The following is a 17305-nucleotide window of genomic DNA, read 5'->3' as shown; positions in this document are numbered from 1 at the left end:
CTCTAAAAAATGTTAGGCCTGAATAACCCAATCAGTGGCATTCAGGCCGTGCACATCAGCGTGCTAATGGGGTTGTCGGCTTTTATGCCGCGTTCGGTAAAAAGCTCTCGCCATCGGCCATGGCATCGACGGCGAAGAACGCCGCGAGGGTTTGGCCAATGTCGGCGAAGGTACCGCGCTCGCCCAGCGGGCCGGGGGCGAAGCCTGCGCCGCGCACCATGATCGGCACGTATTCGCGGGTGTGCTCGGTGCCTTCCCAACTGGGGTCGCAGCCGTGGTCGGCGGTGAGCAGCAGCAGGTCGTCGTCGTTAAGGGCGGCGAGCAGCTCCGGCAGGCGGGCATCGAAGTGCTCCAGCGCAGCGGCGTAGCCCGGCACGTCCCGGCGGTGCCCATAGACCGAATCGAAATCGACGAAGTTGGTCATGATCATGGTCGGGCGGTCACTGGTTTCGTTGGCGGTGCGCGCCACTTCTGCCAGGGTGGCCTCCATCAACGCGTCGTGGCCGCTGGCTTTGACCTTGTGGGTAATGCCGCAGTGGGCGTAGATGTCGGCGATCTTGCCAATCGACACCACTTCACCGCCGGCTTCAGCCAGCTTTTGCAGCACGGTGGGGGTCGGCGGCTCGATGCTGTAGTCGCGGCGATTGCCGGTGCGGGCAAAGCTTTGGCTGTCGTCGCCGATAAACGGGCGGGCGATCACACGGCCAATGTTGTAGGGCTCCAGCAGCTCGCGTACGGTTTCGCACAGCTTGTAGAGGCGCTCTAGGCCAAAGTGCTCTTCGTGGGCGGCAATCTGGAACACGGAGTCCGCCGAGGTGTACACGATAGGTTTGCCGGTGGCGATATGCTCTTCGCCCAGGCGGGCAATGATTTCGGTGCCCGAGGCGTGGCAGTTGCCGATTACGCCGGGCAGGTCTGCCTGCTCGACGATGCTGTCCAACAGCGCTTGGGGAAAACTATCGGTTTTGTCACTGAAGTAACCCCAGTCGAAGCGCACCGGCACACCGGCAATTTCCCAGTGGCCGGAAGGGGTGTCTTTCCCGCTGGAGATCTCTTTGGCGTGGGCGTAAGCGCCGTTCAACTGTTCGGGCAGGCTGACGCCTTCCGCCACGCTACCGGTGGCATCCCGGTGGGCGTGGAACAGGCCGAGCGCGGCCATATTGGGGAGCTTCAACGGGCCGGAACGCTCGGCGGTATCCGCTTCGCCACGGGCGCAAGCAGCGGCGATGTGGCCCAGGGTGTCGGCACCCTGGTCGCCAAAGGTCGCGGCATCAGGCGCGCTACCGATTCCAAAAGAGTCGAGTACTAAGACAACGGCACGACGCATTAGGCTTCTCCTCGAAAGGTCTCTTGCAGCAAGGTGTCGGCGGTGGCTTCAGCGTCACCGAGGGTGACCGCCGCACGTAGCTGGGCGGCGGCGCGGGCGGCGGCCTCTTCGGTGCGGGCGTGGACGATAGCCAGCGGGCGCTGGCTATCCACGCGGTCGCCGATTTCGACGATATCGCTAAAGCCGACGCTGTGATCGACGCTGGCGTCGTTACGCAGGCGACCGCCGCCCAGTTCCACTACGCTCATGCCCACGGCGCGGGTATCGAAGCGCTGGACGATGCCGCTCTGCTCGGGGTACACCGCTTGAATCACCGGGGCGGTGGCCAGGTAGCTGTCCGAGCGCTCCATAAAGTCGGCAGGGCCGCCCAGTTCGCGCACCATGCGAGCGAAGACCTCCGCCGCCGCGCCAGAGGTGAGCGCTTTATCCAGTTTGGTGAGGGCTTCTTCGCGGTTGGCCACCAGTTTGCCCGCAATCAGCATCTCAACGGCGAGTTCGCGGGTGACCTGCATCACGCGGCTGTTGGCGCGCTCGCCGCGCAGTAGTGCCAGGGTTTCGACGATTTCCACCGCGTTACCGGCACAGGGGGCCAGCGGCTGGCTCATATCGGTGAGCAGCGCGGTGGTGGGCGTGCCCGCTTGGGTCGCGACGTTGGCGATACTTTTCGCCAGCTCGCGGGATTTTTCCGGGGTGGGCATGAACGCGCCGCTGCCGACCTTAACGTCCATGACCAGAGCGTCCAGGCCGGAAGCCAGCTTTTTACCCAGGATGGAAGCGGTAATCAGCGGAATGGATTCCACGGTGGCGGTCACGTCGCGCACGCCGTAGATGCGTTTATCCGCAGGGGCGAGGTTGCCGGTTTGGCCGATAATCGCCACGCCGGTGGATTTTACGACATCGCTGAAGCGCTCGGGCGCGGGGTAAGGATCGTAGCCGGGGATTGATTCCAGCTTATCCAGCGTGCCGCCAGTGTGGCCCAGGCCACGGCCAGAAATCATCGGCACAAACGCGCCGCAGGCGGCGACCCAGGGGCCCAACACCAGCGATACCAGGTCACCCACGCCGCCGGTAGAGTGTTTGTCCACAATCGGGCCGGGCAGGTTGAGCGAATCCCACTGCATCACGTGGCCGGAGTCCCGGGTGGCGGTGGTCAGCGCCACGACTTCTTCCCGGCTCATGCCGTTTAAAAACACCGACATGGTGAAGGCGCCAATCTGCGCGTCGCTGATGCGGTCGTCGGCGATGCCCTGTACGAAGGCTTTGATCTCTTCAGCGGGCAGCGGCTGGCCGTCGCGCTTCAGGCGAATCAGTTCTTGGGGGAGCAGGGCGTGGTGAGAAGCGTTAGACGGCATTTAGTAGCCTCCATTCGTCACGGCATCAGCATTGCCGTTTAGCGTGTTCAGTAAGTTATTCAGCAGGCTGGATGCACCGAACCGGAAGTGCTCGGGAGTCACCCACTGCGGGCCCATGATATCAGCGGCCAGCGCGAGGTACTCGGCGGCGTCTTCGGCGCTGCGTACGCCACCTGCGGCTTTAAAGCCAACGTCTTTGCCGCTGGCTTTAATCGCCTTGAGCATGATCTCGGCGGCTTCCAGGGTAGCGTTCACCGGCACTTTGCCAGTGGAGGTCTTGATGAAGTCCGCGCCACCTTCAATGGCCAGCTCGCTAGCGCGTTGGATAAGCGCAGGCGCTTTGAGTTCGCCAGATTCAATAATCACTTTTAGCTGCGCTTGTCCGCCGCAGGCGGCTTTACACATTTCTACCAGCTCGCGGCCGGTCTCTTCGTCGCCTGCCATTAGCGCGCGGTAGGGGAACACCACGTCGACTTCGTGGGCGCCAGACGCCACGGCTTCGCGGGTTTCACGGGCAGCACCCATGATGTCGTCGCCGCCGTGGGGGAAGTTAGTCACGGTGGCAATCTTGACTTGGCCGTCCAGCTTGTGGGCACTCAGGGCGCGGGCGGCGGTGACGATGAACTGCGGATAAACGCAAACCGCCGCCGGGTTGCCGAACGGCGTCTTCACCTGCTGGCACAGCGCTTCAATCACGCTGTCAGTGTCGCTGTCGTTCAGGCTGGTCAAATCCATCAGCGTCAACGCTTGGCGAGCGGCTTGGGTGAGTTGGGCTTGAGTGAGCTGGGGGGAGGCAGTCGCGTTCATGAAATTCTCGCAAATCAATAAAAGACAAAACGGGCACTGCGAAAACCTAGCAGCGCCCGTTGCATGGTGTCGTACTCGCTGCGTTACGCCGTGACGTTGCTCAGCGCAATAAAGAAGCCGGCGATGGAAGCAGACATCAAGTTAGAGAGCGTACCGGCCAACACGGCTTTCACACCGAAGCGGGCAATCTCTTTGCGACGCGTGGGGGCAATGCTACCCAGGCCGCCCAGCAGAATTGCAATGGACGACAGGTTGGCAAAGCCGCACAGGGCAAAGGAGAGAATCGCCATGGTGTGCGGGGTCATCATCTGACCCGTTGCCGCCACCACCTGTTCCCCATCGATATAGGGGGCCAGGTTGATGTAGGCCACGAACTCGTTGACCACCAGCTTCTGGCCGATAAATGAACCCGCCAGGGTTGCCTCTTCCCAGGGCACGCCCAGCAGGAACGCCAGCGGCGCAAACAGCCAGCCGAGAATCAGCTCAAGGCTCAGCGATTCAAAGCCGAACCAGCCGCCAACGCCGCCTAAAATGCCGTTGATCAGCGCGATCAGGCCAATGAACGCCAGCAGCATCGCACCGACGTTGGCTGCCAGCATTAGGCCAGACGTTGCACCGGAGGCCGCTGCATCCAGCACGTTGGTGGGTTTGTCGTCCTGCTCTTTCAGCTCTTCATCGACCTTGGAAACACTGTCGCTGTCTTCAGCGTCTTGGGTTTCCGGCATGATCAGCTTGGCGAACAGCAGGCCACCCGGCGCCGCCATGAAGGAGGCTGCTACCAGATACTCCATCGGAATGCCCAACGCCGCGTAGCCTGCCAGAACGGAACCGGCTACCGAGGCCAAGCCGCCACACATCACCGCAAATAGCTGCGAAGGCGTCATGCGGGCAATGAACGGACGCACCACCAGCGGTGCTTCGGTTTGGCCGACGAAGATGTTCGCAGTCGCGGAGAGCGATTCGGTACGTGAGGTGCCCAGTGCTTTTTGCAGCGCGCCGCCCAGAATCCGAATGACCCACTGCATGATGCCCAGGTAGTAGAGCACGGCAATCAGCGACGAGAAGAAGATGATGACCGGCAGTACCTTGATGGCAAACACGAAACCGACGTTTTCCACATCGGCCAAGCCACCAAACAGGAAGCCGATACCGTCGTTGGCGTACACCAGTACCTGGCTAACGCCTGCCGAGATAGCCTGAAGCACCGCCTGGCCGAACGGCACGTACAGCACGAACGCGCCAATACCGGCCTGGATGGCGAAGGCACCCAGCACGGTGCGCAGCCGAATCGACTTGCGGTCGTAAGAGAAGATCAGGGCGATGGCCACCAGGGTGACCATACCAACCAAGCTCATGATGAGGGTCATGGGAGTACCTTCGGATCGTGAGGAGTGTGAGCGATTACAGTAAGTTCAACTTCACTGAGTAGATCATCGCGTTTTGATAAGCGTCCGGGGTGCCCAGTTTATTCTCTGAGTAGCGGTACTGCACGCCTGTCGTGATCAGATCGGACGGGTGCCACCACAGGCTCAGCGCACCGTTGGTACCGACGCTGCCTGCTTTGTCGCCCACGTAGTTCTGAGTCAGGTACTCGTCGTCGCGGCCGAAGGTCTGCTCGTGCCAGTTGGTCACGCTGAAGTTTTGGTTCAGGGCGGTAAAGTCGTAGCCTGCGACCCAGCCAGCCATGAAGCCGTTCATGCCGGTGTAGCTATTGCTCTGCACGCGGGCTGCACCGATGAACGGTTTGAACCACAGGCCGTTGTCGAACGTGGTGCGATACCCCAAGCCGAGAATTTGGTCTTGCTCGCGAGACTCGTAGCCGTAGTCGCGGAAGTCGTACAGGTGGGCATAAATCGACAGCGGGCTGTCGCCCAAGTAGATGTGAGAGGTCACTTTACCCGCAGTACGGAAGTTGTCTTTACCGCCGCTGGCTTGGTCGAACTGGTCGTTGGTCGGGTTCTCGAAATCGAAGAAGCCGTAGAATTCGCCCCAGCTAAAGCCGACGCCGCCTTCGATTTCAACGAACGTAAAGTCGCTTTTCGCCGCGTTGCTGGCGGTGCGTGCTTCGGTGCCGTTCGACCAGTCCAGGTAGTTGACTGAAACGTTGGCAAACGACCACAGACGGTCGAGGGTTTGCGGCTCGGCATCGTCGGCAAACGCAGGGGTTGCTACGGCAGCACTGGCCAGTAAAACGCCAGCGCCAAGCGTGACGAACGAAGAAGAACGAGAGTGGGATAGAGCAGTCATGGAAGCCTCAACAGGTTTGTATCTCGGGGCCAGAGGGGCTGGCGTTCCGACGTTATGGGTCGTGTGGGCTGGCGTTGATGTTAAAATTATAACATTGAGTGTTATTTTTTTAACTTTGATTTGCAAGTATTGTCACATCAACGCTATTTAAATGTGATAAGCGCATCATGTGCGGGTGATAAACGTGCGTAGCAGTGGAAATCAGCGAGGGGCTAGCTCAGCATAGAGCGCCTGGTAGGGCTTAGTGCTGATAACAAAATGAATCATAAGGAGATGCCAGACATGAACGATCGGAGCGCACAGCGCATGGCGATGTTGCAAGAAGCGTTGGCTAGCGGGGGAACGCTGCATCTTCGCGATGCTGCCGAGCTGTGCGGCGTCTCCGAAATGACCATTCGTCGGGATCTTTCAACGCAGCCGTCGGCCATTAGTCTGCTGGGTGGGCGGCTGGTGATGGCCAGCTACCCGGGCGTGACGCCGGTGTATGATTTGACCGAACAACAGGCGAGTCACTACCAAGTGAAGCAGCGGCTTTGCCAGCGTGCAGCCAGCTTTATCGAAGAGGGCGACACGCTGTTCATCGACTGCGGCTCCACACTGATTCCGCTGCTGGGCCAGCTCAGCCGCTTCCGCGAATTAACCGTAGTGACGTATGCGCTCAACGTGGCCAACGCCGTGGCCGGGTTGCCCAACGTGCGCCTGGTGCTGCTGGGCGGGCTGTTCTATGCCTCCTCCCAATCGTTTGGCAGCGACGGCATGGGCGCTGCTATCGAGCGTTTGGGCATCAATAAAGCACTGATCTCCGCCGCAGGCGTGGATTGCGAACGAGGCGTAAGCTGCTTTCATTTTCATGAAGTCGGGCCCAAACAAGCGGCCATTGCCACGGCGATGCAGCGGCTGTTGGTGGTCGATGCCAGCAAATTTGGCGTGGTGCGCCCGGCTTATTTTGCCTCGCTGGAGGATTTCGATATCGTCGTCACTGACGATGAGCGAGCCCCTGGCCTGCTGGAGCGCCATCCACTGCCCACCTTGAGCGTCACGCTCGCCTAAACAGAGAGGATGCTGCTTGGCACCCAACGGGTGCGCAGGGTGCGGCATAACGTCTCTTTCTGATTGACCCAGATCAATAGAAAATACTTTAGTCTTAGTTGATGCACGCAAGGTGCACGGCCAAGGCTCGCCACCAACCCCATAAGGTGGCGCATATTTTTCCCGGAGCAACGCAGTTGCGCTCACTGTTCTGGGAAAAGTATGGGGTGATAGTTAGCTTGCTACTTAGTTGGCTACACGTCCGCCAAGCAGCAGGCTGTTTTAGACAACTCTCTGATGAGATCACACCATGCAACTACCTACCCACTGGCGCAGGCGAGGCACTTTTGTGCTCGTCGCATTGTGCTTGCTGTTAACGGGCTGCAGTTCTGCATTGCTGGATCCCAAGGGGCAGATTGGCGTTGAGCAACGCTCGCTGATTTTGACCTCCTTTGGGCTGATGCTGATCGTGGTCATTCCGGTCATCGTGATGACGCTGCTGTTTGGCTGGCGCTACCGGCGCAGTAACCGCGTCGCCAAGTATCTGCCGGACTGGGCGCACTCCAACGCCATCGAAGCGGCCGTTTGGACCGTGCCCTGCTTGATCATTGCCGTACTCGCCTTTCTCACCTTTAAAACCTCCCACAGCCTGGACCCCCACAAACCGCTGGAAAGCGACGTGGAACCCATGGAGATCCAAGCCGTCGCGCTGGATTGGAAGTGGCTGTTCATCTACCCGGAACAGGGCATTGCTAGCGTCAATGAACTGGCCTTCCCGGTAGATACCCCCGTGCGCTTCCGAGTGAGTTCTGGCTCGGTAATGAACGCCTTCTTCATTCCACGCTTAGGCAGCCAGATCTACGCCATGGCGGGCATGGATAACGATGTTCACCTGATTGCCGACGAAGAGGGCGTCTACCCCGGCCGTTCCACCAACTACAGCGGTGCTGGCTTCTCTGGGATGACCTTCGATGCCCACGTCACCTCTCCGGCGGAATTCGACGCCTGGGTGGAAAACGTGCGTGCCGCCGACGACACCCTGACCTTCCCGGATGGTTACGAAGCCTTGGCGCAGCCGACGGAGTATCACCCGGTGGAGTACTTCTCGGCGGTCACGCCCGAGCTGTATGAGTCGATCGTCAGCAGCTTCCACAGTGGTGACGGCAGTGGGCACGGCGGTCATGCAAACCACGGTGACGCCATCAGTGATGCCCACGATAGCCACGGCGAATCCAGCGAGCTAGAGAGCGCCAACGGGTCGCAACAGCAGGCCGCGATCGGCCACGTTACCAATCAGCATGCAGGTGATGACCACGCCTTGGGCGGCCATCCCACAAGCGTTGAAGCGGGGGGTTAAGCATGTTTGGAAAACTCACGTTAGAAGCAATTCCGTATCACGAACCGATCATTATGGTCGTTGCCGCCTTCATGGCGATTGGGGGTGCCGCGCTACTGGGCGCACTGACGTACTACCGTAAATGGGGCTGGCTGTGGAACGAGTGGTTTACCTCCGTCGACCACAAAAAGCTCGGCATCATGTACTTCGTGGTGGCCTTGGTCATGCTGCTTCGCGGCTTTGCCGATGCGATCATGATGCGGACGCAACTGGCCATGGCGGCCGGTGGGGCCGCAGGTTATCTCCCTCCTGAACACTACGATCAGATCTTTACCGCCCACGGCGTGATCATGATCTTCTTCGTTGCGATGCCCATGGTCATCGGTCTGATGAACCTGGTGGTGCCCCTGCAAATCGGCGCCCGCGACGTTGCTTTCCCGTTTTTGAATAACCTGAGTTTCTGGCTGTTCGCCGTGTCGGCGATTTTGGTCAATATTTCCCTCGTGGTAGGGGAGTTCGCCAAAACCGGCTGGCTCGCTTACGCGCCTTTATCGGGGATAGAGTTTAGCCCTGGGGTGGGGGTCGATTACTGGATATGGGCACTGCAAATATCCGGGATAGGCACCACGCTCACCGGCATTAATTTCTTCGTTACCATTCTGAAAATGCGCACCAAAGGCATGACCCTGTTCCGCATGCCGATTTTTACCTGGACGTCGCTGTGCGCCAACGTCCTGATTATTGCCTCGTTTCCGATTCTGACCGCGACCATCGCGCTGTTAACCCTTGACCGCTACTTCGGTATGCACTTCTTCACCAATGACTTTGGCGGCAACATGATGATGTACGTCAACCTCATTTGGGCCTGGGGTCACCCGGAAGTGTACATTCTGATTCTGCCGGCCTTTGGCGTGTTCTCTGAAGTCATCGCCACCTTCGCGCGCAAGCGTCTGTTTGGTTACAAAACCATGGTCTGGGCCACGGTGGCCATCACGCTGCTGTCGTTTATCGTGTGGCTGCACCACTTCTTCACCATGGGTGCTGGCGCCAACGTGAACGCCTTCTTCGGCATCATGACGATGATCATTGCCATCCCCACCGGGGTGAAGGTGTTCAACTGGCTGTTTACCATTTTCCGCGGCAGCCTTGAGCTGACCTCGCCGGTGCTGTGGACCCTGGGCTTCATCATCACCTTTACCCTAGGCGGTATGACTGGCGTGATGCTGGCGCTCCCGGCGGCTAACTTCGTGCTGCACAACAGCCTGTTCGTCATTGCCCACTTCCATAACGTGATCATTGGCGGCGTGGTATTCGGCATGATGGCGGGCCTGACCTACTGGTTCCCCAAAGCATTCGGCTTCACGCTGAGCGAGAAGTGGGGCAAGCGCTCGTTCTGGTGCTGGTTTATCGGCTTCTACGTCGCGTTCATGCCGCTCTACGTGCTGAGCTTCTTCGGTGCCGTGCGCCGTATGCAGTCCTACGCGAATCCTGAGTGGCAACCCTGGATGATTCTGGCTTGGGTAGGTGCCGTGATCATCATGATGGGGATTGCCTGCACCATCATTCAGTTCTGGGTCAGCATCCGCGACCGCAAGCTGAATGCCGACCTGACCGGCGACCCCTGGGATGGCCGCACGTTGGAGTGGTCGACCTCGTCGCCTGCGCCGTTCTACAACTTTGCTCGCCTGCCAGAAGTCGGCGACATCGACAGCTTCTGGTCGCAAAAGCAGCGGGGTAACGAGCAGTTGGACGAAGCGCCCTACACCGATATTCACATGCCGCGTAACACCGTGGCGGGGCCGGTCATCAGCTTCTTCGCGCTGATTCTAGGCTTTGCGCTGGTGTGGCATATCTGGTGGCTGGCCGCCGTCGGCGCGCTGGGTGCGGTGGTAAGTTTCCTAGCACGTGTATTCAACGAAGATATCGACTACTACGTGCCCGCCGCTGAAGTGGCGCGCATCGAGCGCGAGCACGAAAAGCGCAAAACCTCTGCGCCGAGTAGCGCAGCGTCTGATCGTGAACAGACCAACTATGTGGAGGCACGAGTGTAATGGCCACCGATACCCTACATCATGGCGCCGCAGCCGAGCCCCATGAGCACCACGACGCGACCGGCACGAAAGTGTTTGGCTTCTGGGTCTACTTGATGAGTGACCTGGTGATCTTCGGGTCACTGTTCGCTACCTACGCCGTGCTGATGAAAGGCACGGCTGCCGGCCCAACGGCGGCGGATATCTTCGAGCTGCCCTTCGTGCTGGTGGAAACCTTCCTGCTGCTGTTCAGTAGCTTCACCTTTGGTATGGGCGTGCTGGCGATGAGCGCCGAGCGCGTCGGCCAAGTAAAAGCGTGGCTGGCGATCACCTTCCTGCTGGGTGCCGCGTTCGTCGGCATGGAAGTGTACGAGTTTCAGCATCTGATTCATCAGGGCTACGGCCCTGATCAGAGCGCGTTTCTTTCGTCGTTCTTTACCCTGGTCGGCACCCACGGCCTTCACGTCACCGTGGGTTTGGTGTGGATTCTGGTCATGCTGGTGCAGCTTTCGACCAAGGGCATCACCCCGATGACGCGTCCACGGATTCTGTGCCTCAGCCTGTTTTGGCACTTCCTGGACATCGTGTGGATCTGCGTGTTCTCGTTCGTTTATCTGATGGGAGTGCTGTGACATGAGCCATTCATCATCTTCAACGTCATCCCACGGCAGCGTTAAATCGTATGTGACGGGGCTTCTGCTATCTTTAGTGCTAACCGTGATTCCGTTCGCGGTCGTTATGAGCGGTGCGTTAAGCACCGCCACGACGGTGGTGGTCATCGCTATAACAGCCGTGCTGCAGATTTTGGTTCAGCTGGTCATGTTTATGCATATGAATACCAAGGCCGACGAAGGCTGGAACGTCATGTCCTTCGTTTTCACACTGACGATACTCGTCCTGGTGGTAGGGGGCTCGTTATGGATCATGCAGCATCTGCATCTCAACATGATGATCGGCTGAACGTGGCACCGAGCCGCTGGCGCGACGTGCTGGCGCTCACCAAGCCGGGGATCATCGGTGGCAATCTGATTGCGACCTTGGGCGGCTACTTTTTGGCCGCCCACGGCACCTTCGATTGGGTCACCTTTGCCTCGGTGATGATGGGCATTGCCCTGGTCATCGCCTCGGGCTGCGCCTGCAACAACGTGATTGATCGGGATATTGACGCACTGATGGCGCGTACGCGCCATCGCCCGCTGGCCAAGGGCCGCATCTCGATCACCCAGGCGCTGGGGATTTCGGCGCTGTTGGGGGTGGCCGGCGTGGTCTGTTTGGCGCTGGGTACTAACGGTTTGACGGTGGCGCTGGCAGTAATCGGCTGGGGCGTGTATGTGGGAGTGTACAGCCTCTATATGAAGCGCCACTCCGAGTACGGCACGCTGGTGGGCAGCCTTTCCGGCGCGATGCCGCCGGTGGTGGGCTACTGCGCGGTCACAGGACAGTTCGACAGCGGCGCGTTTATGCTGCTAGTGATTTTCTGCCTGTGGCAGATGCCGCACTCCTACGCTATCGCGATTTTCCGCTATGCGGATTACCGTCGCGCCTCCATCCCGGTGCTGCCGGTGGTGCACGGCATTAAGCGGGCCAAGCACCATATTCTGGGCTATATCGTGGCGTTTATTCCTGCGTCACTGGCGCTGGTGCTGGCTAGCCAAGCAGGCGCAGGCTACCTATGTGTAGCGCTCACCATGGGTGGTTACTGGCTTTATCTGGCGCTATGCGGCTACCGGTTAGAGGACGACGTTCGCTGGGCGAAGAAGGTGTTCGGCGTCTCGATTCTGACCATTACCGCCATGAGCTTAGTGATGGTGCTGGAAGCCATGGTGCCCATGTGGGCGTGATACATCCTAACGATTCAACCTGACGCAAAACTTAAAACGCCCCGAACAGTTCACTGTTCGGTGCGTTTTTTAGCGCGTATGGCACACGGCGAGTGGCTAGCTTTCCCGCTGGCTGGCCTGAATCGCGGTGAGAGCGATGGTGTAGACGATGTCGTCCACCAGCGCGCCACGGGAGAGGTCGTTCACCGGCTTGTTCAGACCTTGCAGCATCGGGCCAACGCTCACCACGCGGGCGCTGCGCTGCACCGCTTTGTAGGTGGTGTTGCCGGTGTTGAGGTCGGGGAACACGAACACGGTGGCCTTGCCCGCCACGGGAGAGTCGGGGGCTTTCTGCTTGCCTACGCTCTCGATGGCAGCGGCGTCGTACTGCAGCGGGCCGTCGATGGCTAGATGCGGCGCGCGCTCTTTAGCAATGCGAGTGGCTTCGCGCACTTTATCCACATCCGCGCCGGTGCCGGAGTCGCCGGTGGAGTAGCTGATCATCGCCACGCGCGGCTCGATGCCAAACGCCTCGGCAGAGCGGGCGCTCTGTAGGGCGATCTCTGCCAGGGTTTCGGCGTCCGGGTCTGGGTTCACCGCGCAGTCGCCGTACACCACCACCTGTTCCGGCAGCAGCATGAAGAAGATCGACGATACCTGATTGTACTCAGGGGCCGTTTTGATCAGCTGAAACGCCGGGCGAACGGTGTTGGCAGTGGTGTGAACCGCACCGGACACCAGGCCATCCACTTCATCGAGCTGCAGCATCATGGTACCCAGCACCACGTTATCTTGAAGCTGCGCTTCGGCGGTCAGCTCGTTGAGCTTGCCGCGACGGCGCTCCACCATCGGGCCAATGTAGCTGGCGCGGGTGCTTTCCGGGTCGATGATGGTCAGCGCATCGGGCAGCGTGAGGCCACGGTGATGGGCGACGCTCTCGATATCTTCCCGTTTGCCCAACAGCACGCAGTCGGCAATGCCACGACGCTGGCAGATGATTGCCGCCTCGATGGTGCGCGGCTCGTCGCCTTCCGGCAGCACGATGCGCTTTTTGGCCTGCTGAGCGAGCTTCACCAACTGGTGGCGGAACGCTGAGGGCGAAAGGCGGCGGGTGTAGCCACGGCTCAGCTTGGCTTTCAGCCACTCCAAATCCATGTGGGCAGCCACGTAGCGGGCCACCTGCTCGGCGCGCTCGAAGTCATCCATGGGGATTTCAGTACTGAGCTGGCTCAGGTTTTGCGCCGTGGTCAGGCTGTCGGTTTCTACCGCCAGCACCGGCAGGCCGGTTTTCAGCGCCGGGCGACACATCTCGATCATGCCCTCGTTGGGCAAGAAGCCGTTGGTGAGCAGCACGCCCGCCAGCTGGGTGCCGTTCATGGTCGCCAGCGCGGAGGCCAGCACCACATCGTCACGGTCGCCGGAGGCCACGACCAAGCTGCCCGGCGTGAAGATATGCAGCGCGTTGGCCGCACTTCGAGCGCACAGGCTGGTAGAGAGCACGCGGCGGCTGGCGGCTTCGCCTTCGTTGAGCACCTTGGCATTCAGCGCCCGGGCCACGTCCAGCGTGCGCGGGGCACTCAGCGTTTTGCTGTAAGGCACTACGCCAATCAGGTGGAAGCGGTCAGTAGCCAGCGCCGGGGAGTAGCGGCGCAGCTCGTTGAGTACCGGCTCTTCCAGCTGCGGTTTGATGGTGCCCGGCGCGGCCGAAAGGTCATCTTCCTGGCCGTAGGGCAGGTTCTTCATGCGCATCAAGATGCCGCCCAGGGTGCGGCTAGAGCTAACGCCGCCAAAACTGCGGGCGTGCATATCCAACTCTTCGGCCAGCGCCTGGGGTTCGTTGAGGTCCCCAGTGCCCACCAGAATGATTCGCGCGTTTAGCGCATGAGCGAGCTGCGCATTGGTTTGGGTGGCATAGGTGGTGTGCTGAGTCGGCACCACGCCTTCCACCACGATCAGATCCAGCGCGCTGCCGTCTCGGTAGGCCTGCTGCACCACCTGCTCGTAGAGCTCGATGACGTTTTCCATCAGCTCGTCGGTTTGGTCGTCGCGCAGCAGTCGCTCTAAACGCGCCTGGGAAATGGGCGAGGGCGGGCGCTGGCTTAGCGTGCGCGATACCAGCGCCGTGGAACGATCCAGACCGGGGCCGTTCAGCTCGTTCTGCATGAACGGCTTTAAAAAACCGGCTTTCAAGCCGATGGTGTCGAGCGCTTGAATCAAACCAAGGCAAGCGGACGTTAGCCCGGCACCAACGTTGGTGGGTACCAGGAGAATGGCTTGCGGTTGCTCGGGGGAGCTGTTCATTCAGGGGTCTCCACGCAGTGGCGGGTTTCCATGGCAATGCGGCCCTCTTCATCGGTGGGGATTACCCACACTTCCGGGCCTTGGTGACCGGCGCTATCCAGTTTGCCCTCTTTGCCACGGATGGTGGCTTCGTTGGCCGCTTCATCTAAGCTGAAACCAAAGTGGGGCAGCAGGGCCAGCACTTCACGACGTACGATAGGCGAGTTTTCGCCAATGCCACCGGTGAAGATCACGCCATCAAGCGTAGGCAGTGCACAGGAGAGCGCGGCCAGCGACTTGGCGATGCGGTAGCAGAACACGTCTAACGCCAACTTGGCGCCAGGGTGCCCGGCCATGGCTTGGTCTTCTACTTCGCGCATATCGTTGGTCAGGCCAGAAAGGCCCAGCAGGCCGCTCTGCTTGTTGAGCACATTGTCGATCTCGTCTACCGACCAGCCTAGCTGACGGTGAAGATGCGCATGCAGGCCGGGGTCAACGTCGCCGCTGCGGGTGCCCATTACCAAGCCTTCCAGCGGGGTCAGGCCCATGCTGGTATCCAGGCTCTGGTTGTTCCACACCGCTGCGGTAGAGCAGCCGTTGCCCAGGTGGGCCGTCAGCCAGCCGCCCGCGCCACGGCTACTCAGCTCGCCAGCGCGCTGGCTCACAAAGGCGTGGCTGGTACCGTGGAAACCGTAGCGGCGAATGCCGTGCTCGGTATACAGCGCTTCCGGCAATGCGTAACGGTAGGCGCGGGGCGGCAGCGTTTGGTGGAAGGCGGTATCGAACACGGCCACTTGGGGCAGTTCTGGAAACACCTTGCGAGTTGCAGCAATGCCCGCCAGGTTAGCGGGGTTATGCAGCGGTGCTAAAGCTGCCGTGGTTTCGATGGCCTCGATGACGCTGTCATCAATGAGGGCAGCCTGGGTGAAGTGTTCGCCGCCGTGAACGATACGGTGGCCCACGGCACCCGGCACGCGGCCTTCCAAGCGCTGCAAAATGGCGTTGAGGGCTTCGGCGTGGTCAGCATTCGGCAGCGGCTGGGTAAAGCTTTCACCGGCGCTGTTTTTACCTTTCAAGCGGGCGTCGCTGCTGCCTAAGCGCTCCGCTAGCCCGGCTAAGCGTGGTGCCTGCGGGTCAGCATCGATCAAAGCGTATTTAATAGAAGAAGAGCCACAGTTAATAACCAGCACCGGTGCGTTCATAACAACCTTTGTAACGTAGTTAGGAGGTAAGGGGATAGACTTTAGTTTAACATGCTGCGACGCGGAAAATCAGCGAAGAATTTAGTTAGCCTTCTATGTAAAATGTCGGCATCCTGTTCCTTATATAACCCATCGTGAGCCCTTTTGTTCCTATGTCCTCGATTTCTAGCCCCAACCTATTACCCCGTCATCTTGCCATTCTGCTGATGATGACGGTGGCGACGATGTTCGCTGCGAACCACGTCTCAGCTCGGTTGGCGTTTGATAACGGCACGGGGCTGCTTCTGGCGGTATTGATGCGCTCAGGCGTGGCTTGCTTGATTCTGCTCTCCTTGGTCATCCTTCAGAAAAAGCGCCTTTGGCTGCCTCCGGGAGCGTGGCGCTGGCAGCTCGCGGTGGGGCTTCTTATTACCCTGCAAAGTGTCAGCTTATATTCCGCTGTGGCGCGCTTGCCGGTGGTGATTGCGCTGCTGCTAGTGAATACCTTTCCTATTCAACTGGCGCTCATTAGCTGGGCGCTGGGCGGGCCTCGGCCATCGCTGCGTAGCTGCCTGATTATGGGCACTATTTTGATTGGCCTGTTGGTGGTGCTGGATATCCCCAGTTGGGTGGCCAACGCCGATGCGATGGGGTCGGAGTGGCTGGCAGGCATTGGCTTTGGGTTATTTGCCGCGTTCGCGTTTGCCTGTGCGCTGTGGGTGACCGAGCATCGTTTGGCCGGGGTAGGCAGCACGCTGCGCAGCCTGCTGACCATGCAAACCGTGTTTATCGCCATGATTATTGGTGGGTTTTTAGGGGCGGTGCCGGGCGGTATGAGCTTGCCGGACAATAGCACCGGCTGGGTAGGGCTAACGCTGCTGGCGCTGCTTTACGGCAGCGGGTTCTCGATTCTGTTTATTTTCGTGCCTCGGTTGGATATGGCCCGCAACGCGCCGGTGATGAATTTCGAGCCGGTGGCGTCGCTGCTAATTGCCTATCTGGTGCTTGGGCAAATGCTCAGCCCTAGCCAGCTCGTGGGTGGCGCGGTGGTAGTCGGGGGCATCGTCGTACTGAGCCTGTCAAAAGGGCGCTAGAAAACGTCATGAACAGCGCAAGAAAAAAGGAAACTCGATGCAAGCGTGAGCGGGGGAATTGCGTTCTTCAGGGGGCCGGGCCACACTTCGAAGTGTAAGGAAACACTGTTTTTTAACTGAGGTGATCCCCATGAAGATGACCGTCTTATCACTGACCTCCGCAGCGCTTCTGGTAGGTGCAGGATCGTTTGCGGCATCCGCCCAAGCCCAAGAGTCCTTTCAATATCCACAAGGATACGTGGGTGGCGATGCCATGTTTTGGAGCTTGAACCCTGAGCGCGGCGACTCCCGCGATGACGTCGGCCTGCGCCTGCGCGGCGGTGCTCAGTTCAATGATTACTTCGCCCTGGAAGGCCACCTGGGCACCGGCGGCTCGGATCGCGGTGCCGATCTAGACCACCTAGCGGGTGCGTATGCCAAAGGCATCATCCCCGTGGCGCCCAACTTCCGTCTCTATGGCCTTGCGGGTTTCTCCGAAGTCGAGATCAGCAATAATCGCGAAAGCGGCCTCTCTTACGGTGCGGGTGCCGAAATGGACATTGCGCAGAACGTCTCCGTTGGGGCCGATTACATGCGCTACCTGGACGAATCCGCCTACGATTTTGATGCGGCCAGTATAGGCCTTCGCTACCGCTTCTGATGTTCTAGCGCGCTAAGCGCTGCTTCAAGGGAATACGACCCCGCTGACTGAGCAAAGACTCGGCAGCGGGTTTTTTCAATCCATATTGTTAGCGTGCTAATAAGTTTGTTAGACTAAAGTATTCCATCTAACGCGACCCAAGGGCCATGACCGTTTGGGAAC

At 59.7% G+C, this 17305-nt stretch carries 15 protein-coding genes; 8 read left to right on the top strand and 7 right to left on the bottom strand.

Annotated features, from left to right (window positions below):
- Positions 1–82: 82 nt before the first annotated feature.
- From QIT27_RS01790 to QIT27_RS01770, 5 genes are all read right to left on the bottom strand, one after another.
- Entirely contained in the window at positions 83–1327 is a 1245-nt protein-coding gene (locus QIT27_RS01790; RefSeq protein ID WP_285262705.1) for a phosphopentomutase, read from the bottom strand.
- Positions 1327–2679, bottom strand: a complete 1353-nt coding sequence (gene deoA, locus QIT27_RS01785) for a thymidine phosphorylase (RefSeq protein WP_159341392.1) — start codon at positions 2677–2679, stop codon at positions 1327–1329. The genes QIT27_RS01790 and deoA overlap by 1 nt, the downstream gene beginning before the upstream one ends.
- Complete coding sequence (gene deoC / locus QIT27_RS01780) at positions 2680–3486, bottom strand: deoxyribose-phosphate aldolase (RefSeq protein ID WP_159341393.1); 807 nt, start codon at positions 3484–3486, stop codon at positions 2680–2682.
- A gap of 83 nt (positions 3487–3569) precedes the next feature.
- Positions 3570–4853, bottom strand: coding sequence for a NupC/NupG family nucleoside CNT transporter (locus QIT27_RS01775; RefSeq protein ID WP_159341394.1), 1284 nt, complete (start codon positions 4851–4853; stop codon positions 3570–3572).
- 34 nt (positions 4854–4887) lie between these two features.
- The gene (locus QIT27_RS01770; RefSeq protein ID WP_159341395.1) at positions 4888–5733 is read right to left on the bottom strand and encodes an outer membrane protein OmpK; all 846 of its coding nucleotides are present in this window, start codon (positions 5731–5733) and stop codon (positions 4888–4890) included.
- Between the two features lie 282 nt (positions 5734–6015).
- Here QIT27_RS01770 and QIT27_RS01765 point away from each other — a divergent pair, with 282 nt between their 5' ends.
- The 6 genes from QIT27_RS01765 (at position 6016) to cyoE (ending at position 11969) form a co-directional block, all read left to right on the top strand.
- The gene (locus QIT27_RS01765) at positions 6016–6783 is read left to right on the top strand and encodes a DeoR/GlpR family DNA-binding transcription regulator (protein WP_159341396.1); all 768 of its coding nucleotides are present in this window, start codon (positions 6016–6018) and stop codon (positions 6781–6783) included.
- 289 nt (positions 6784–7072) lie between these two features.
- A complete protein-coding gene (gene cyoA / locus QIT27_RS01760; RefSeq protein ID WP_285262704.1) occupies positions 7073–8119 on the top strand; it encodes a ubiquinol oxidase subunit II in 1047 nt (348 codons plus the stop codon).
- Positions 8120–8121: 2 nt separating this feature from the next.
- Positions 8122–10149 (top strand): cytochrome o ubiquinol oxidase subunit I, encoded by a 2028-nt coding sequence (cyoB, locus tag QIT27_RS01755; protein WP_285262703.1) that lies wholly within the window; start codon positions 8122–8124, stop codon positions 10147–10149.
- On the top strand, positions 10149–10760 hold the full coding sequence (gene cyoC, locus QIT27_RS01750) for a cytochrome o ubiquinol oxidase subunit III (protein ID WP_285262702.1): 612 nt from the start codon (positions 10149–10151) through the stop codon (positions 10758–10760). The genes cyoB and cyoC overlap by 1 nt, the downstream gene beginning before the upstream one ends.
- Position 10761: 1 nt before the next feature.
- Complete coding sequence (gene cyoD / locus QIT27_RS01745) at positions 10762–11088, top strand: cytochrome o ubiquinol oxidase subunit IV (RefSeq protein WP_044629017.1); 327 nt, start codon at positions 10762–10764, stop codon at positions 11086–11088.
- Positions 11046–11969, top strand: a complete 924-nt coding sequence (gene cyoE, locus QIT27_RS01740) for a heme o synthase (RefSeq protein WP_253016901.1) — start codon at positions 11046–11048, stop codon at positions 11967–11969. Before cyoD ends, cyoE begins: the two co-directional genes overlap by 43 nt.
- 96 nt (positions 11970–12065) lie before the next feature.
- Here cyoE and pta read toward each other — a convergent pair whose 3' ends face one another.
- Both pta and QIT27_RS01730 read right to left on the bottom strand, forming a co-directional pair.
- Positions 12066–14249 carry a phosphate acetyltransferase gene (pta, locus tag QIT27_RS01735; RefSeq protein ID WP_253016903.1) on the bottom strand — a complete coding sequence of 728 codons (2184 nt, stop codon included), beginning with the start codon at positions 14247–14249 and terminating at the stop codon, positions 12066–12068.
- Positions 14246–15430 (bottom strand): acetate/propionate family kinase, encoded by a 1185-nt coding sequence (locus QIT27_RS01730; RefSeq protein WP_285262701.1) that lies wholly within the window; start codon positions 15428–15430, stop codon positions 14246–14248. The genes pta and QIT27_RS01730 overlap by 4 nt, the downstream gene beginning before the upstream one ends.
- Before the next feature lie 152 nt (positions 15431–15582).
- Between QIT27_RS01730 and QIT27_RS01725 the strand changes: the two genes are divergently transcribed.
- Positions 15583–16503 (top strand): EamA family transporter, encoded by a 921-nt coding sequence (locus tag QIT27_RS01725; protein WP_285262700.1) that lies wholly within the window; start codon positions 15583–15585, stop codon positions 16501–16503.
- Between the two features lie 130 nt (positions 16504–16633).
- The gene (locus tag QIT27_RS01720) at positions 16634–17143 is read left to right on the top strand and encodes a porin family protein (RefSeq protein ID WP_285262699.1); all 510 of its coding nucleotides are present in this window, start codon (positions 16634–16636) and stop codon (positions 17141–17143) included.
- The last annotated feature ends 162 nt before the right edge of the window (positions 17144–17305 follow it).

It is taken from the genome of Halomonas sp. LC1, from assembly GCF_030247125.1.
Taxonomy (GTDB): Bacteria; Pseudomonadota; Gammaproteobacteria; order Pseudomonadales; family Halomonadaceae; genus Vreelandella.
This window is presented reverse-complemented; position numbering and strand designations above follow the sequence as displayed.

What these genes read in the sequence shown, in the direction of transcription:
- QIT27_RS01790 (WP_285262705.1), bottom strand. Translation starts at nt 1,327, where the DNA reads ATGCGTCGTGCCGTTGTCTTAGTACTCGACTCTTTTGGAATCGGTAGC.
- deoA (WP_159341392.1), bottom strand. Translation starts at nt 2,679, where the DNA reads ATGCCGTCTAACGCTTCTCACCACGCCCTGCTCCCCCAAGAACTGATT.
- deoC (WP_159341393.1), bottom strand. Translation starts at nt 3,486, where the DNA reads ATGAACGCGACTGCCTCCCCCCAGCTCACTCAAGCCCAACTCACCCAA.
- QIT27_RS01775 (WP_159341394.1), bottom strand. Translation starts at nt 4,853, where the DNA reads ATGACCCTCATCATGAGCTTGGTTGGTATGGTCACCCTGGTGGCCATC.
- QIT27_RS01770 (WP_159341395.1), bottom strand. Translation starts at nt 5,733, where the DNA reads ATGACTGCTCTATCCCACTCTCGTTCTTCTTCGTTCGTCACGCTTGGC.
- QIT27_RS01765 (WP_159341396.1), top strand. Translation starts at nt 6,016, where the DNA reads ATGAACGATCGGAGCGCACAGCGCATGGCGATGTTGCAAGAAGCGTTG.
- cyoA (WP_285262704.1), top strand. Translation starts at nt 7,073, where the DNA reads ATGCAACTACCTACCCACTGGCGCAGGCGAGGCACTTTTGTGCTCGTC.
- cyoB (WP_285262703.1), top strand. Translation starts at nt 8,122, where the DNA reads ATGTTTGGAAAACTCACGTTAGAAGCAATTCCGTATCACGAACCGATC.
- cyoC (WP_285262702.1), top strand. Translation starts at nt 10,149, where the DNA reads ATGGCCACCGATACCCTACATCATGGCGCCGCAGCCGAGCCCCATGAG.
- cyoD (WP_044629017.1), top strand. Translation starts at nt 10,762, where the DNA reads ATGAGCCATTCATCATCTTCAACGTCATCCCACGGCAGCGTTAAATCG.
- cyoE (WP_253016901.1), top strand. Translation starts at nt 11,046, where the DNA reads ATGGATCATGCAGCATCTGCATCTCAACATGATGATCGGCTGAACGTG.
- pta (WP_253016903.1), bottom strand. Translation starts at nt 14,249, where the DNA reads ATGAACAGCTCCCCCGAGCAACCGCAAGCCATTCTCCTGGTACCCACC.
- QIT27_RS01730 (WP_285262701.1), bottom strand. Translation starts at nt 15,430, where the DNA reads ATGAACGCACCGGTGCTGGTTATTAACTGTGGCTCTTCTTCTATTAAA.
- QIT27_RS01725 (WP_285262700.1), top strand. Translation starts at nt 15,583, where the DNA reads ATGTCCTCGATTTCTAGCCCCAACCTATTACCCCGTCATCTTGCCATT.
- QIT27_RS01720 (WP_285262699.1), top strand. Translation starts at nt 16,634, where the DNA reads ATGAAGATGACCGTCTTATCACTGACCTCCGCAGCGCTTCTGGTAGGT.